Raw genomic sequence first — 17,546 nt, forward strand, 5'->3', positions numbered from 1 at the left:
TTTAAAGTGATAAAAAATATATCTAAGGCAGCCGGATGGCTTTGCGACGAGACCCGGACCATGAATATGAACCTGATATTTCACTTTAAAGTGATTTTCATTATAAAATATTCTTTTCCTATTTTTTGTAGTGAAAGGGAAAAAAATTATTCAGCAATTAGTGAAAACAGAAATTCATTTTGCTGAAGGATGAAATGCTGGGAACCGTTGGCCAGAAACCAGGTGGAAGATTCTGCCTTTTCGGGGCATATTGGAGCAGTTGAAGGCGCGAAAATTATATATAACCGCTGGGCAAAGGATAAGCCATGCTAAGAATCATTAATTTTTACAGGAATTATGAGCATTCAAAGCACAGCACCATCAATATTATTTGCTCAGCCACTTTGGTTTGGTCGCTTGCTTACCTGTCCTTTGAGTATTTTGTACCTTTGTTCCTGGACGAAAAGGGGTATAATATAGCGCTAATAGGCCTGCTCCTGAGCATACCTTCAATGGCTGCAATTTTTTTTGACAGCATAATAGGCTATCTCCAGTTTAGGGTGAAAAGAAAGCTGCTGTTTATGGTGGCCCTGACATTCCTGATTGCTGCGGCAGCAGCAATTTATGGGGGAGGGGGAGTTGCATTGATAGTGGCCTTTGCCCTGATCCTGTATGGCATTGGCTTTGACATGTTTGACATTACGGCTTATTCATCCATATTCAAGCATTCGGACTACAATAACAGTTCAACCAACATTTCATTGAGGGATACATTTGAGGGGCTTGGCCTGATAATTGGCGGAATTCTTGCCGGCTTTGTTTTCAGCGAGTCGCCCATGTGGCTTCTGCTTGTATTTGTCTTCTTTATGGTCATATCAATGGCAATTATCTGGAGCTTTTACAGGGAGCAGCCCCCGCAGCATGAGCATGGAAGAGGGGGGAAAATAAGCGATTCCTTCAAAATGGCATTTGCAGACTTCAAGCTAATCTACAAGAGCAAGGCAATGCTTGTGCTCATCTTGATTTTAACGCTGACTTTTTGGGACGGCCTTTTTTTCGGCTTTGAGCCTATCTTTGCGCAAAGATTCACGAACCCCTACATGGATGAAACTGTGTTCGGGGGGATATTGCTCGCCATCTATATTTTGCCTTTTGTAGCCTTGGAGTACTTGTTCGGCAAGCTGGAAGATAAGATTGGAAAAAGGAACTTTATACTGATTGGATTTTTATTCATGTCAGGAGGGATATTCCTTATTGCAAAATCCACCAATATCTGGCTTCTTTCCATTGCAGTTTTTGTTTGCAGCACAGGGGTGTTTGCAATTGCCTGGCCTGCATTAAGCGGCTATTACGAAGACATCACAGCGAAGATGATAGGAAGAAGCAAATCAGGGGAGAGTGTCGGGGTGATGGAAATGTTTGAAAATTTTGGCTATTTCCTTGGGCCATTTGCAGGAGGCTGGCTCATACACAGGTTTTCATTCAACACTGTTTTTATTTTCATAGCCGCAATTATGCTGTGCCTGGGGATTATTGGGTTCCTTTCTCTGAACAAGGATAGTGCCAAAAACCAGAATCAAAAATCCCGACCAGATCCAAATAATTGATTTCAAACAATTGAGATTGCTCAATATTCCCCGACTCAATATTCTTCGAGCGTGCTTGTGTCGCCAATTGGCTCGCCGAGCTCCTTGGCCTTGAGAATCCTGCGCATAATCTTGCCGCTCCTTGTCTTGGGAAGCGATGCGACAAATTCGATTTCCCGCGGGTATGCGTGCCCGGCCAACCTTGACTTGATGAATTTCTGAATTTCCGACTTAAGGTTGTCGTCGCCAACAAAGCCTGGCTTGAGCGTGCAAAAAGCCTTGATAATCGCCCCTCTTTCTGCATCCGGCTTTCCAATCACTCCTGCCTCTGCAATTGCGGGATGCTCCACAAGCGCCGATTCAACCTCAAATGGCCCCACTCGCTCGCCTGATGTTTTAATAACATCATCTGCCCTGCCAACAAACCAGAAATAACCGTCGGGGTCCATGAATGCCCTGTCACCTGACAAATACCATTCGCCCTTGAAGTAGGACCTGTATTTTTCCTCATTGTTCCAAATCCCCTTCATCATTGCCGGCCATCCTGCCTTGATAGCCAAGTTCCCTTCTGTTTCAGGAGGAAGGACATTGCCATTATCATCAATGATTGCTGCGGTAATGCCCGGGAAAGGCTTGCCCATGGAGCCAATCTTGACTGGCAGGACAGGGTAATTGCAGATTAATATGCTACCTGTCTCTGTTTGCCACCACCCGTCATGGAACGGCAGGCCAAATGCCTTTTCCCCCCACCGTATGGCTTCAGGATTCAGAGGCTCCCCCACACTGTTGATATCCCTCAGCGATGATAAGTCATATTTCTTGAGAGCATCCATCCCTGCTTTCATCAGCATCCTAATGGCTGTCGGGGCAGTATACCAGACAGTTACCTGGTAATCCTGGATAATTGAATACCATTTTTCAGGATCAAACCTTCCTGCGTGAATTATCTGCGATATGCCATTGCTCCACGTCCCAAGGATTTCATAGACAATGCCAGTGACCCAGCCCGGATCTGCAGTGCACCAAAATACATCATTTTCATGGAGGTCAAGGGCCCATTTTGCGCTGAGATGCTCCTGCACAATATCCCCGTGGGAATGGACAACGCCTTTTGGCTTTCCTGTTGTGCCAGAGGTGTAAAGCATGAATGCTATATCATTTGGGTCCATGTGCGCGACATTGAAATTCCTTGATGCTTTGTCAAGCTCTGCATGGAAATTAACTTCACCTTGCCCTGAATCCTTGTCTGCAATTATTATGTGCTTGAGCTCAGGCAGCTCATTCCTGACATCATAAACCCTTTGCTTAAGCTCATTGCATGTTATGATGGCCTTGGCCCCTGAATCGTGCAGCCTGTCCTTTAAGGCGGCAGGCCCAAATGCAGAAAATAATGTGCCGGCTATGGCCCCTGTCTTGATTATCCCAAGGAATGCTATGTACAGCTGGGGAATCCGGGGCAGGAATATGAATACCCTGTCGCCTTTTTGGATGCCCAGATTCGCAAGGACATTGGCAAACTTGTTTGTCAGAAATTTCAGTTCTGTGAAAGTGTATTTTTCCTTTTCCCCATTCTGGCCCTCCCAATACATTGCAACCTTGTTCTTCCTCCATGTCAGTGCATGGCGGTCAATTGCATTATGGGCCACATTCAGTTTGCCATTTGCAAAATAGTCAATCTCCTTGCGGGCATCATCCCATGTGAAAGACCTGTAAGTTTTGTCATAATCAGCCAGATTTGGAGTTTCAATGTACTGCGGCTTCCTAATTATTTCGTTCGTGATTTGGCTTTCGTGCTGCTCATCTCCCATGATTTTATCTTCTTTTGGATACCATATAAAGATTTCTTACCATTGATAAAAGACAAATTACATCAAATGGCAAAAGAAAGCCGTCAATAAATCAGGAATTGAAAAAACAAGAAAAAAAGAAAAAAGGGATTAAATAATCCCGCCGTAGAGCAATATCAAAGGCGCGAACACAACAGCCACGATTGACATCAATTTTATCAGGATGTTTAGGGATGGGCCTGCTGTGTCCTTGAACGGGTCGCCGACCGTATCGCCAACAACCGCTGCCTTGTGCGCATCGCTGCCTTTTCCACCGAAATGCCCTGCCTCGATGTATTTCTTGGCATTATCCCAGGCGCCGCCAGCATTTGCCATCATGACCGCCAGCAAGAAGCCTGATGACAGCGCGCCGGCCAATAAGCCACCGACTGCGGCTGCACCAAAAAGAAGCCCGACCACAACAGGGGCCAGAATGGCCAATAAGCTCGGTATGATCATGTTTCTAAGCGCTGCCTCTGTGCTTATGCTTACGCATCTTGCATAATCAGGCTTGGCCTTGCCTTCCATTATTCCCTTTATTGTTTTCCACTGCCTTCTGACTTCTTCAACCATGTGCACTGCTGCCACTCCCACAGCCTTCATCGCAAATGCTGAAAACAAGAATGGCATCAATGCGCCAATAAATACGCCTGCTATTACATTAGGCTGCAATATGTCAATAATCTTGAGCTGCACAACTTCTGTATAGCCAACAAAAAGTGCCAAAGCAGTCAATGCCGCGCTTCCTATTGCAAAGCCCTTGCCTATAGCTGCTGTGGTATTCCCGACAGCATCCAGATCTTCTGACCTTTTTCTTGCAACCTTGCCCTGCCCGGCCATTTCAGCTATGCCAGCTGCATTATCGGCAACAGGTCCATAGGTATCCATGGCAAGCGTCATTCCCAAGGTGCTGAGCATCCCGACTGCTGAAATTGCAATTCCATATATGCCCCCACCATATTTATAGGCTATGAGTATTGCCACAACCACAGTCACCACAGGTATCACTGTGCTGAACATCCCGACTGCTAGGCCTTCAATGACATTTGTGCCTGCGCCAGTTGTCGCTGCCTCTGAAATTTTCTGGACCTGTCCTCCCTTTTCTGAAGTATAATATTCAGTTGCAAGCCCTATAACAATGCCTGCGATAAGGCCAGCCATGGCTGCCCAGAAGACACCGATATCACCAATTGTGTACTTGATGATGAAGTATGTCATGACAGCCGCAAGTATGGAGCTTGCATAAATCCCATAGTTCATTGCGGTTTGCGGCGAGGATTTCTTGGCTGCAAACACAAAATATGTGCCAAGGATAGATGCTATAATCCCGGCTGCGGATATCATAAGAGGAAGCAAGACCCAGAATGGGGAATCAAAAAGGCTTGCGCCAAGCACCATTGCAACTATGATAGAACCCACATAGCTTTCAAAAAGGTCAGCGCCCATGCCTGCAACATCGCCGACATTGTCGCCAACGTTGTCAGCTATCACCGCCGGGTTTCTTGGGTCATCCTCTGGAATGCCCTTTTCAACTTTGCCAACAAGGTCTGCACCGACATCCGCGCCTTTTGTGTAGATGCCTCCGCCAACCCTTGCAAAAAGCGCTATGCTTGAAGCGCCGAAACCAAACCCGTATATAATTGAGGGGTCATTGAATATTAGGTATAGCATTGAAACCCCGAACAGCCCAAGGCTTGTCACGGTCATTCCCATTACAGTCCCGGATGAGAATGCAATGCTAAGGCCGTGCATCATACTTTTTTGGACAGCCATGACAGTCCTGGAATTGGCCTGTGTTGCAATCCTCATCCCGACATTGCCTGCAGTGGCAGAAAAGATGCATCCAAGCACGAATGTGAGCGCCATGAGCTGGCCAATGAAATAATACAATATAATCCCTACAATTACCACGTACCAAAAAAGAATCTGGTATTGCTTTTTGAGAAACGCCATTGCGCCAGTCCTGATTGCGTCTGCAATTTCCTTGACTTTCTCAGATTTAAGCGGAACGTCAAGAATCTTTCTCGCCTGCCAATAAGCGAAAAAAAAGCCAATAAAAGAAACAAGCATTGCTGTAACGGCATAATTGAAACCCATTTTATCCCCCCTCTAATTTTGTTTGGAATGAAACATATTGTGTTAGGACATGTTTGAGATTTGGCTTTAAATAGCTTACTGTTAAACAAGTGAGAAATGGAAATGCGAAAAGAGGATGCTTGGATGGTTAGGCTGCTGCTTCGTTCTTCTTCTTTATCCTTTTCATCCTGAAAATATTCTCCCTTTCCATTTCCTCAAGCCTGAGCCGGATAAAATTTGCTGACTTCTGCATTTGGGGTATGACTGCGAACTCAAGGGCATTTACCCTTCTTTTTGTCTTTTCAATCTCCTGCAGGAGCTTTCGCATGGAAGTCTCCACTTCTGCAGCCACAATCACTTTTTCCACAAGCTTCTCATAGGCCTCTGCTGTTTCAGTGACCGCTGCTGAGTTGAATATGCCTGGGCCGCGTTCGGAATTCTTCTTCTGCAAATCAAGCTGGTTGATTTTCGGGACCTTTACGCCCATAATGCTTTTGGTCTTCAGGTCAATCTCGGGCCTGTTTTTCATGGCAAGGGCAATTGACTTGATGGCGAGGTCAGATTCAAGCATCCTGGCGATGTTCATCCTGTTTTGCGCACCATTGTAAAAATTGGTCATTTCGCTTCTAAGGGTTTTGGCCTTGCCCAGGACCTCAAAAAAATCAAGTATCAGGCCATCCCTTTTCTTCTTCAGAAGGTTATAGCCTGACTTGGCCAGCTTAATTTTTTTCTTGAGCTTCATCAGCTCGCTTCTTGTTGGTTTTATGTCCTGTGCCATGTTCCTTCCTTATTTTGCCGCAGCAACAACTTCAGCCTTTTCCTTCTTGCCTGTGTAAAATTTCTTCTTGAATTCTTCCTTGATCCTTGTCAAGTCCCTTTCAGGGATATCTGACAGCATTGACCAGGCAATTGAAAGCGTGGACACAATTGACCTGTCTTCCCCCCGGTCCTGCCTCACAAATTTGTCCTCGTATTCAGCAGCGAACTTGAGCAGCCTCTTGTCCCTGTCAGACAAGGCTTCCTCTCCGACAATGGCAACCAGGCCCCTAAGGTCCCTGCCTTCTGCATAATTTGCATAAAGCTGGTCTGAAACCTGCTTGTGGTCTTCCCTTGTTTTTCCAGGGCCTATGCCCAGATTCATCAGCCTTGAAAGCGACGGCAATACATCGATTGGAGGATAGATTCCTTTCATGTGCAGTTCCCTGAGGAGCACAATCTGTCCTTCAGTAATGTATCCGGTCAAATCAGGGATTGGGTGGGTGATATCGTCGCCGACCATTGTAAGGATAGGCAATTGCGTGATGCTTCCTTTTTTTCCCTTGATCATGCCTGCCCTCTCATAGATTGACGCAAGATCTGTATACATGTAACCGGGGTAGCCCCTTCTTCCGGGGATTTCTTCCCTTGCTGCCCCAATTTCCCTAAGGCTTTCACAGTAATTTGTCATGTCAGTCAGGATGACCAGAACATGCATGTCATTTTCATAGGCAAGATACTCTGCTGCTGTAAGCGCCATCCTTGGAGTGATCAGCCTTTCGACTGCAGGATCGTCAGCAAGGTTCAGGAATACAACGCTTCTTTCAAGGGCCCCTGTCTCCTCGAAATCCCTGATGAAGTACTGCGCTTCCTCGTTTGTGATTCCCATGGCTGCAAATACCACTACGAATTTTTCCTTTTGGCCCACTACTTTTGCCTGCCTGGCAATCTGCAAAGCAATTTCATTATGAGGCAGGCCCGATCCTGAAAAAATTGGCAGCTTTTGCCCCCTGACAAGCGTGTTCATGCAGTCAATTGTGGAAATACCAGTCTGGATGAAATCCGCCGGGCTTGCCCTCGCGTATGGATTAATTGCTGCGCCAGTGATGTCCAGCTTTTTGTCAGGGATGATGTCAGGCCCGCCGTCAATCGGCTTGCCTGCGCCATTCAGAATCCTGCCAAGGATGTCCTGCGACACTGAAAGCTTGATGTTTTCACCAAGGAATTTTATGGAGCTGTTCCTGTCAATGCCTGATGTGCCTTCGAAAACCTGGACAACCACAACATCGTCGCTTGTATCCAAAACCTGGCCGTTTTTCATTGTGCCGTCGGATAACTTAATCTGAACAAGGTCTGCATAACCAACTGGCTCTGTTTTTTTCACAAAGACCAGCGGCCCCGCAATCCTGGAAACTGTTTTGTATTCTTTCATCCTAACCACCCTTGGTTGATTTCTCCCATCATTCTCCTTTGCTTATCATTCTTTTTTATGATGCGCCAATTATCGCAATTTTGCCACAATCATGCCTTCAGCTTCTGGAACTCTGAATCCATGTCCTTTCGCACGCTTTCAAGCAGGGACTTGTAATCCTTCTCGAATTTTGCCGTTGCAATCCTGTCCTTTGCCCTGGTGTCGAGGATTTGCCTGACCCTGACACCCTTTTCCAAGGCCTGGCCAGCCAGCGAGTTGAAATGCATGATGATCTGCATCAGGGTGTAAGTCTTGTGAAGGTCGCAAAATGTGTCCACGTCATGGAAAGCATTTTGCTGGAGTATGTTTTCCCTGATGAGCCTTGCAGTTTCAAGCACAAGCTGCTGCTTGTCCGGCAATGCATCTGAGCCAACAAGCTGCACAATTTCCATCAGCTTTTCTTCCTCCCCAAGAACAGTTGAAACCTGGGTTACATAGGCCCTCCAGTCCCTGGCAACTTTTTCAGCAAACCATGGGCCCAAAGTATCAAGGTAAAGGCTGTATGAGGTTAGCCAGTTGATGCTTGGGAAATGCCTTCGCTGCGCCAGCTTGGCGTCAAGAGCCCAGAATGTTTTGGTGACCCTGAGTGTTGATTGGGTTACTGGCTCTGAAAAGTCCCCACCTGGAGGCGAGACTGCGCCAATGACTGACACGCTTCCTTCCTTGTCTGTTCCCAACGGAAGAACCCTGCCGGCCCTTTCATAAAACTCAGCCAGCCTCGTTGAAAGATAGGCAGGATAGCCTTCTTCCCCTGGCATCTCCTCAAGCCGTGAGGAAATTTCCCTCATTGCCTCTGCCCACCTGGAAGTTGAATCAGCCATGAGAGCAACGCTGTAGCCCATGTCCCTGTAATATTCTGCAATAGTGATGCCTGTGTAAATTGAGGCTTCCCTTGCCGCGACAGGCATATTCGAGGTATTGGCAATGAGGACAGTCCTGTTCATCAGGGGCTTTCCTGTTTTTGGGTCTGTCAAATGCGGAAATTCTGTCAGGACTTCTGTCATTTCATTTCCCCGCTCACCGCATCCTACGTACACAATTATGTCTGCATCGCACCATTTTGCCAGCGTTTGCTGGGTGACAGTCTTTCCAGCGCCAAATGGGCCTGGAATTGCTGCGGTACCCCCTTTTGCCAATGGGAACAAGGCATCAAAAATCCTCTGGCCTGTTATCAACGGAACAGTCGGCGGCAATTTCCTTTTCGAGGGCCTTGGCTTTCTGACAGGCCATTTCTGAAGCATTGTGATTTTTGTCCCGTTATCAAGGCTGGCAATTTCATCGTCAACAGTAAACTTGCCTGACTTGATGGAACTGATTTTTCCTTCGACACCATTTGGGACCATAATCCTGTGTATCAGGCCGGGAGTTTCCTCGACTTCACCGATTATGCCGCCTGAATGGACCATTTCCCCATTCTTGGCAATTGCCTTGAAGTCCCACTTTTTGCTGTGGTCAAGGCCTGGTGCTTCAACGCCCCTGCTAATGAAATCGCCCACTTGCTTTTGGAGAACCGGCAATGGCCGCTGGATCCCGTCATAAATGCTAGTCAGCATTCCCGGGCCAAGCTCCACCGACAATGGCAAGCCTGTATTTTCAACTGGCTCGCCGGGCTTAATGCCTGTTGTATCCTCATAGACCTGGATAGTTGTGTTTTCGCCATCAATTTGGATGACTTCGCCCATCAGCCTTTCCCTGCCTACCCTAACTACATCATACATCCTGGCGCGGATGCCCCTTGCAACAACCACCGGGCCGGCAATCCTGTAGAGCATGCCCGCCTCCTGCTGCTTCGCTTGTGTTTTATCTTCCATTTTTCCACCTTTGTTACACGTCTTGTTTCTTGTATTATGAAAATGATATGTGATATTGCATTCTTTAAATCAGCCCCAAAGGTCAATGCCCACCGATTTCCCGATCATTTTTCTCAGGCTTTCTGAGCTCGCCTGGTCTGAAAGCATTATCACAACCGGCCTGACCGATGACTCTATCTCATTCTTATCATGCTCGTCCAGCTTTTCCATTATTTTTTCCTCTGTGATTATTATCCCCACAGCCGGGTCTGACATCAGCTGCTTGAGCCTGTTGTAATGGTCTGACTCGATTTCATGGGTATGCCTTATTCCTGCAAGCTGGAATCCCAGGATAAATCTGGATGTCCCTGCCACTGCTATTTCCAGCATTTTTTCCGTGTTGTCTGGTGCCATTTTCTCCCCTATTGCCTGTTTCCAAAATTCATTGCCATTGCGTAAGCTGGCTTACTATTACATTTGGTGCTAGACAATGATTTCCCTTGAAATGAATTCCTCTGAAAATCCAAGCTGCCTGCCCTTGACGATTTTCATCAGGTTCTGCACCTCGATCTCCTTGGCGAACATGAATCCAAGTATCACATTTATGGAGAGAGGGTTCTGGTGGATAAACAGCATGGCCCGGCCAAGCACGTGCTTGTTTACCAGCCTCTCAAACTCTATAAGAGAATGATTTTTATGATAATGCTCAACGCACTCGTTGATAAACTTCCGCATGGCCTTGTTCCTGATGCCCTTGGGTATGGAGTCTATGCTTTTTGATTCAAGGAGCCTGAGGACCTGCAGGTTCTTCTCTGGCGAGGCTGTCAAAAAAATGTATTTTTTCATATCAGATTTTGGGGCCCCTTCTTTTATCAGCTTTACAATGTTTAGCAGGTTTGTTGCCTCAATCTGGGTCTCGATGAAATTCTTGAATAATTCGCCGCCGACAGGAAGCATTTCGCTGAATGAAATGAGGTGCCTGAAATAATGCTGGTCAAGCGCATTTTCAAATTCATAAAGCGCGCCTTTCTCCTTCAAGTCCTCGATGAATTTTCTGAAGTGCTTGTATTCAAGGAACGGCACTGCGCGGACCACATCCTCGACGCTATCCTTCTTCAGGAGCTCATAAAGGAACTCCTCACGGAAAGCGCCCGCGGGAACCAGCAGCCTCTTGATATAATCCTTGTCAGCTGAAGTGTAAATCCCCCTGACAATTGTCTTGACATTAAGTATGTCATATTTTGTAAGATATGCATCAATCAGCAAGTTCAGCTCTGTTGTTGAAATTCTGCGCAGCTTTGCAAAGGTTTTTGCGAGGTTCCTTGTAAGGGCCATCTCAATCAGCTCCTCGCCGGAATACCTGACGGCAAGTTCGTCAATTTCCGCCTTATAGCTGGAATCCTGGAGGAATTTTGCAAGCTCAGAAAACTGCATTTTAAGCATTTTCTCGTAGTCATTCCTGCGGAAAAGCTTTGTGCGCATGACATTTGCCCTGACATATGTATATGGATACATATTGTCGAGCCTGATTTTATCCTTGCTTTCCGCAATCTGAACCTGTGCCATTTTTTATCCTTGCTTTTTTCGCTTATGAGCTTATGATGCTTATGATTACTTGAAAACCAGGTTAACAATGCCGCTGAGATTCCTGTTTTTCACATTGTCCAAAAAGGTGTCATAGCTGTAATCAATCCTCATGGATTTATCTTCTGTTTCAGCGATAAACCCGCCTGAGATGTCAGTGCCAAGCCACTTATAGTCCTTGGCCAGATTTTTGTCCCTTTGGTTGATGTATAATGTGGAAATACCTATCTGCTTGCTTGCCTTGCCCTGAAGCGTTTCAAAGTAAGCCTTGTTTTTTTCAGCAGGAAGCTTTTGTATCTGGCTGGCTGCCTTTTCAAATACGGCTCCAATCAGGTCTTCCTTTTTCTGCAGGATTCTCTTCTTGGTTTCAAAATTGGCCTTCGCTATTTCCTTGCGCTCCAATGTTTCGGCCGCCCGTTCAGCGTCCATGTGATTCTTGGATTCAATTTCCTTGACCCTTTTTTCAGCCTCGGCAATTATTTTCTGGGCTTCGGCTTCCATTTTTTTAATTATCAAATCCCCTTCCCTTTTAGCCTTGGACAGGATTTCCTCCTTCACTTCTTCAAGTCCCATGTTCTCACCACACCTTTTGACGCAATGCAAGCATCAGCATTGCATCCAAGCAGCTGCCGAATACCAACATGCACGCTAAAAATTGCGCTGCAATGCCTCGGCGATATCTTGATTTTTCCTGGCAGATATCAGAGGTATCAGCGCCTGATATTGGCTGCCGGTTGCTTATGCAGCACCAGCCATGCCAATTATCATGATGGCAACTACCAGGCCAAAAATGACCAGTGTTTCCGGAATGACTGTCAAAATCAGCCCTTTGCCGAACAGGTTTTCATTTTCGGCCATTGCGCCGATTGCTGCTGTTCCGATTGCCTTTTCTGCGATTGCCGCTGCTATGGCGCTGACGCCGATTGCTGTTGCAGCTGAGTAAGCAATCAATCCTACTCCCAATTCTATTGCCATTTTGCTACCTCCTGTTGTTTTTGAGTTACGGAATATGCACCATTTGCAGTTTGCCTGCCTGTCTCCCGTTTCTCGATATGATGAATATCATTGGCAATCAAGTGTTGCCATTTGATGTTTGCGGCCTAGTCGATTTCCCGGCCAAATGGGATGTACTCCTTGCCTCCGCCCTTGAAAAATTTGGTGAAAAATTCAACATAGTGGAGCCTGAGCGAATGCAAAAAGGGGCCGATGATGCCCAATGCAATATTGATAACATGCCCTACCACAAGCAAAAGCACGGCATAAAAGATGTAAATGCCCCCCTGATGGATGAATTCTGTTGCAAATTCATTGACAACTTCTGCCAGCTTCACAGATGCGAGACCTATGGCCATAAGCCTTGCATATGAAAGGATGTTGCTGAAAATTGAGGGGATTTCTATCAGGCCTTTGACGCCTTCGCCGAGCCACAGCAAAACGATTGACACAGCACCTATTGCCACGCCTGGCCAGAGCGAGACAAGGTAGCCAACGGCAATTGCTATCTCCAGCAAAATCCAGCTGAATTTTTCTTCGACAGCTTTCAAAAACCCGTGGTGCATCCATTCATTGGCAAACCCGATTATAAGCCCTATGTTGATGTGGATCACCCCGATTATTATTGCCCATGCCAGCAAGTCCATTATCTGATGGCCCCTGCTAAGAAGGTGAGGGATATGGAATCCCATGACTTCCTCGGCCCCGAAGAATTCCCCAAAGACCAGGCCAAAGCCAATTGTCGCCAGGGATGAAAATATCAGGATATTGAAAAAGCCTGAAAACTTGGGCATGAACTTCTTGAGAATCATGAACAGCACCAGGGTTGTCAGGCCGTAGCCAAAATCCCCGAGCATAAATCCGAAGAAAAGCGGAAATGTCAGGAAAAGGAAAAAAGTCGGGTCAATCTCCGTAAACTTTGGAAGTGAAAAAAGGTGCATGAGAATTTCAAATGGCTGTGCGAATTTCGGATTCTTGAGCTCAATGGGTATGTCGTCATGGTGTCCTGCGTCGCGCATCTCAATGTAAACCTTGTCCCCTGTCAGCTTCTTGATTTCTGCTACGACATCATCAACTTTGTCATTGGGCACCCAGCCGGAAATAATTGAGGTCTCATCAGTCATTCCGAATTTCAGGGGTGCCTCGGCTTTCTCGATTTCCCGGGCCAGGTATTTTTCAGCAGACCCGAGATAATCGCCATATTTTTGCCTGGCCAAAACCATCTTCTTTTCGAAGCCGGATTTCCTTTCTGTCAATGCCTTGAGCTGCGCTGAAATCCTTTTTTCATCGAATTCCTTCCCGCCCGTAAAAGCAATCAAGTCGGAAAAATCAATGCCCTGAAACCTGTACTTTTCCAGAAGCGAGAGTATCTCAGACCTTTGGGACGCGTCTATGAAAATTGCAGTTATTGCCTTTTGCCCGGATGTGGCTGATTTTATGTAGGATTTGGATGTCAGCTTGCGGACCTCGCTCACAAGGTCTGGCTGCTTGTCAGCATGCCCTATAAAATGGGCAATTGTCTCATAGTGCGAAATGTTCGATATGCTTATTCCGAGCCTTTTCAGTGTGTGCGCCTTCAGAAGAAGGCTGTTTAATTTTTTTATTTCCTGGTCAATGTCCCGATAGCTGACAATGGTTTTTGTGGCACTTTCATAGATTTCATTGATTTGGGAAATGACCGATTCCAGTGAGGCAAACTGCATGGAAGGGCCGGAATCATCACCTATTCCTGGATGCCTGTCATGGGCTGATTTGCCCTTGTTCTTTTTTTTCTTGCCTTCATCCGGAACAGCGAGCATGAATTCCCTGCTGTTTAGCTGGCTCCTGATAGACCTTGTCTTGACAACAGCGTCTGATAAAGCCTCGGCATTTTGAAGCGGATTGCCAATGTCAAGCTTTTCAGACTTGGAGTGCTCAATTATATGCAGGACCTTCAAAGAATAGAGCTTGTTGATGAGCCTAGCCTGGAAGCTGTTTGGAGCAATGACAAAAACTTTTTTCATGCCCTTTGGCCTAAGCATTCTTGACTTCCTCTTCAAATTTCTTCAAAATTAAGGCGACTGCCTGGTCTGTCCCGGCTTGCGCTGATTTCGCCAGCTTAGCCAGCTCTTTTTTGCCTTCTTCCCCTATTTGACTGATAGCCTTTGCAAGGCCCTTTTTCCTTTCCTCAAGCCTTGCCTCAATTTCAGAAGGTGCATGCGACTCTGCGCGCTTGACCATCTGTTTTGCGCGCTCCATTGCATCAGAAACAGCCTTGTCCCCCTTTTTTTGAGAATCCTCCACAATCGCCTTGGCCTTTTTTTCGGCTTCCCTTATTGAATTCAAAAGTTTATCCATTGGAACCACTCCCTTTTTGTTCTGGCTCTGCGAACTGGGCATGCATAATTGCTGAGCTTACCTACACGCCTTCAGAAGTATTGCCTGAAAGCGTTCTTACTCTAAAAAAAGCAATGCTTTCCCCTAACCCCTTTCTCCAGGCAATCCTGCCTTGAGCTTGTGCTGCAATTACAGGGTTTGGCATTTGATGGGGCTTTTTATATGTTCCGATTGGATTTTATGTTAAAATATAAGCATATAAGCAGGCCCCTCCACAGTTAGCAAGCTTTTCTACTTATCCACAAAAAAGTACTGGGGGTCAATTTATAAACATTGCCATTGTGTAAATGGCAGCGCACTGGAAAATTAGATACAGAGCAGGCAATATCAGATATATGGATAACCATAGGTAACCCAGAAAGCATAGGGAGTATATATTTATGCTATTGCGGGTGCTATGGGGTTTTTGTGCCCGTAAGGCTAATAGTTCAGCTTATACCTTAGAATTGCGCCAATGCCGCCCAGGCCATCGAGCTTTTTACCAGCTTCGTGCTCCCCGCTTATCAACATTACTTTGCCGTTCATGCTTTCTGCCTGGCGCATTAATTTTTCTGTGTGGGCATATAACTTGCTTTCCCTTGATTTTCTAATGTGCGAATCAGTAATCAGAAGCGTTTCAACTGCACCAGATTCCACAGCCTGCCTAACTTCCTTAAGGCCATAGGCTGCCTGGCCCTGCCTTGATATTTCGACCATAAGTGACTCAACAAAGGCAGTTTCGCGCGAGATGCGGTCTTCCTGGAGAATTTTCCTGAGCTCATCGCGCTTCAGCACTTCCTCTATTGCATTTTTGGTAACAGAAGAGCAGGTTGCTGTCCGTATTTTCCTCTTGATTTCATGGTCCTTGAGGTAATTAGAAAATTCCTCCTTCCAGAAAGCAGGGCTTGCCACAATAATTGTGTCAAAATCAAACCTTTTGTCATAATCTTCCATGGACTTAAGGATTTCGCCATAAAAGTCGCCTGATGATTTTTGGAGAGTGCCATGGACTTTTTTGTCAACAGCGCCCTGGAATTCGGACAGGATGTCATATCCATATTTTTTCAAGGCGGCAAATAATGCCTCCTCCCTGTCCATGATGCAAATCAAGATTTTTGGGGTCTTTTCCCTGGCTGATTCCTGCAGCCTGTCAAGCTGGTATTTGGGCCAGCTTTGCTTTACAAGCGTGAGGACTGTGTTCTGGTCGACATTGATCGTGTGGTGGCTGCCGCGCGGGACTTCATCAGTTGCCTCATCAACTGTGCCAGAAACGCGCAAGATATCAGAGTACTTGTGGAATTCAACATTGTCTACACGGATTGAAAGGAAAATCGGCCTTCTTTCTGCACCTTTAGACTCCTGTTCTTTGTCCTGCGCTTTGATTTTCCGGAGCGTCTTTGCCTTGGCGAGATCGCCATAATCAATCATCTCGCTTAGATACCACAGGTCATCAAGATTTTCAGTGCGAACCTTCACTTCGCAGGCTTTGAGGTTCATGTGGATTATTTTCATATTTTTTGCCCAACATCGATAATAGCCGTTCAGTTGAAAATCTCGGCTTCGCCTCGGCCAGCATCGGGCTCCGCGATTTATATTCTAGAGAAGAATGCCGTATCCCCGAAGGGGGCTTCCCCCTCCGGCATTTTATGTTCCTGAAAAAGGCACTCCGCATATTGATGCTGGCTGCATTTTCAACTGCACTGGTTACATCGAAACTTATTTATATATAAACTTATTTAGTGTCCTCATTTAAAAGAGGCAACTTTAGAGTAAAGTATGCATTTTTGCATGCAATTTGCATGGCTTTTACCAGCAGGGCAAATGCAGTTGGCTGGGCAAAGTAAAGGCACGGCAGGATGATCTTGATGCTTAAGAAAAGGAATGGACAGTCAGGGAGCGGTGCCGCTACTCTGGTTGCTGTTATTGCATTGCTTATTGTTCTCTATATTCTGTTCCTCCCGCCAGATGTCAGAAAGGACCTTTTGGAGGAGGAAAGCGATGGGCCTGGTGGCACAGGCACCGGAAGCGGGAGGGTTGTTACCAACCTTTTAACTGACCATCCCGGAAGGCTTGAGCAGATTGATAAGCTGGAAATAGAGCATTACCTGCCTGCTGTTAGCCTGTTCTCGCTGGCAGGGGCTGAAGTGTTCAAGAAAGCAGGGTCAATCTATGTCAAGAATGGGATTTTTGACAATAAGGAGGAAAAGCTTACATTCAATATCCCGGATCTTGACAACACTGACAATGTGCTTTTGTCATTCAGCGTTAAAGATGCCATGGGCAGGCTGACTGTCCTGCTGAACGGCGAAGAGATATATAATAATGAGATTTCCACAAAAAATGTCATGCCAATAGAGCTGCCAAAAGACTCTTTGGTGGACAGCAATGTGCTGGATTTCAAGGTTTCTGAAGTTGGATTCAGGTTTTGGAGAACGAATGAATACACCCTTGAAAATGTCCAGGTCACCGGAGATGTGACTGATGTGACAACCAGAGAAAGCAAAAATGTCTTTGTGATTTCCCAAACAGAAAAATTCAACCTTGAGAAGGCATTGCTGAGATTCCTTCCAGACTGCAGGCAGGCTGATGTTGGAATACTTGAGATTCAGATCAACAACAGGCAGGCATATTCAAGCGTGCCGGAATGCGGCGTGCTGAAAACAATTGAATTCTCGCCTGCCATATTGGAAAATGGCGAAAACAAGCTTTATTTCAGCAGTGATAATGGCAGATATTTGATAGACCAGATAAGCATAACTTCCAGGCTCAAGGAGATTGCATTCCCGGTTTATTTCTTCGATGTGTCCGGAAACCAGTACTCAGACATCGTGTCCGGAAGGGATGATGTCAACCTGTCAATGAGATTTGTTGACAGCCAGGATTTCAAAAGAGGCAGGATTTATATCAATGGCAAAACGCTTTCAATAAACACCAAGGACGCGACATTCTCAAAAGTAATTGACAATTATATTGAAGTTGGCCAAAACGGGATAAGGATTGAACCAGACAACACAGTCCTTGACATCATAGAGCTGAAAGTGGATATAGTCAGGCGATAGGCAGGCAATTTCTTTATTGGGCAATGGTGTTGTGAACCTTGCCGGGAATATGAAGAAAAATTTATATAACC

Annotated in this window: 14 protein-coding genes; 2 read left to right on the top strand and 12 right to left on the bottom strand. The window is 46.1% G+C overall.

Features of this window, described 5'->3' with window-relative positions; all coding sequences use genetic code 11:
- Window positions 1-305 precede the first annotated feature (305 nt).
- Window positions 306-1,586, top strand: a complete 1,281-nt coding sequence (locus tag J4227_02485; GenBank protein ID MBS3109371.1) for an MFS transporter — start codon at window positions 306-308, stop codon at window positions 1,584-1,586.
- Window positions 1,587-1,621: 35 nt separating this feature from the next.
- Here J4227_02485 and acsA read toward each other — a convergent pair whose 3' ends face one another.
- The 12 genes from acsA to J4227_02545 all read right to left on the bottom strand — a co-directional run bounded on the left by acsA (window position 1,622) and on the right by J4227_02545 (window position 15,928).
- Window positions 1,622-3,373, bottom strand: coding sequence for an acetate--CoA ligase (gene acsA / locus J4227_02490; GenBank protein ID MBS3109372.1), 1,752 nt, complete (start codon window positions 3,371-3,373; stop codon window positions 1,622-1,624).
- A 129-nt stretch (window positions 3,374-3,502) separates the two neighbouring features.
- Window positions 3,503-5,461: a sodium-translocating pyrophosphatase gene (locus J4227_02495; GenBank protein MBS3109373.1), complete on the bottom strand. Its 1,959-nt coding sequence runs from the start codon at window positions 5,459-5,461 to the stop codon at window positions 3,503-3,505.
- A gap of 154 nt (window positions 5,462-5,615) precedes the next feature.
- On the bottom strand, window positions 5,616-6,245 hold the full coding sequence (locus tag J4227_02500; GenBank protein MBS3109374.1) for a V-type ATP synthase subunit D: 630 nt from the start codon (window positions 6,243-6,245) through the stop codon (window positions 5,616-5,618).
- 9 nt (window positions 6,246-6,254) lie between these two features.
- Window positions 6,255-7,655 (bottom strand): V-type ATP synthase subunit B, encoded by a 1,401-nt coding sequence (locus J4227_02505; GenBank protein ID MBS3109375.1) that lies wholly within the window; start codon window positions 7,653-7,655, stop codon window positions 6,255-6,257.
- An 89-nt stretch (window positions 7,656-7,744) separates the two neighbouring features.
- Entirely contained in the window at window positions 7,745-9,505 is a 1,761-nt protein-coding gene (locus tag J4227_02510) for a V-type ATP synthase subunit A (protein ID MBS3109376.1), read from the bottom strand.
- A gap of 69 nt (window positions 9,506-9,574) precedes the next feature.
- Window positions 9,575-9,898: a V-type ATP synthase subunit F gene (locus J4227_02515; protein ID MBS3109377.1), complete on the bottom strand. Its 324-nt coding sequence runs from the start codon at window positions 9,896-9,898 to the stop codon at window positions 9,575-9,577.
- A gap of 69 nt (window positions 9,899-9,967) precedes the next feature.
- On the bottom strand, window positions 9,968-11,050 hold the full coding sequence (gene ahaC, locus J4227_02520; protein ID MBS3109378.1) for an ATP synthase A1 subunit C: 1,083 nt from the start codon (window positions 11,048-11,050) through the stop codon (window positions 9,968-9,970).
- Window positions 11,051-11,095: 45 nt separating this feature from the next.
- Window positions 11,096-11,641: a hypothetical protein gene (locus tag J4227_02525; GenBank protein MBS3109379.1), complete on the bottom strand. Its 546-nt coding sequence runs from the start codon at window positions 11,639-11,641 to the stop codon at window positions 11,096-11,098.
- 165 nt (window positions 11,642-11,806) lie between these two features.
- Entirely contained in the window at window positions 11,807-12,043 is a 237-nt protein-coding gene (locus tag J4227_02530) for a V-type ATP synthase subunit K (protein MBS3109380.1), read from the bottom strand.
- A gap of 125 nt (window positions 12,044-12,168) precedes the next feature.
- Window positions 12,169-14,082 carry a V-type ATP synthase subunit I gene (locus J4227_02535; protein MBS3109381.1) on the bottom strand — a complete coding sequence of 638 codons (1,914 nt, stop codon included), beginning with the start codon at window positions 14,080-14,082 and terminating at the stop codon, window positions 12,169-12,171.
- Complete coding sequence (locus J4227_02540) at window positions 14,075-14,398, bottom strand: hypothetical protein (protein ID MBS3109382.1); 324 nt, start codon at window positions 14,396-14,398, stop codon at window positions 14,075-14,077. Before J4227_02540 ends, J4227_02535 begins: the two co-directional genes overlap by 8 nt.
- Window positions 14,399-14,857: 459 nt before the next feature.
- Window positions 14,858-15,928 carry an mRNA surveillance protein pelota gene (locus tag J4227_02545; GenBank protein MBS3109383.1) on the bottom strand — a complete coding sequence of 357 codons (1,071 nt, stop codon included), beginning with the start codon at window positions 15,926-15,928 and terminating at the stop codon, window positions 14,858-14,860.
- Between the two features lie 353 nt (window positions 15,929-16,281).
- Here J4227_02545 and J4227_02550 point away from each other — a divergent pair, with 353 nt between their 5' ends.
- Window positions 16,282-17,475: a hypothetical protein gene (locus tag J4227_02550; protein ID MBS3109384.1), complete on the top strand. Its 1,194-nt coding sequence runs from the start codon at window positions 16,282-16,284 to the stop codon at window positions 17,473-17,475.
- Window positions 17,476-17,546: the final 71 nt, after the last annotated feature.

The sequence above is a fragment of the Candidatus Woesearchaeota archaeon genome, assembly GCA_018303405.1.
In the GTDB taxonomy this organism is placed as follows: Archaea; Nanobdellota; Nanobdellia; order Woesearchaeales; family JABMPP01; genus JAGVYD01.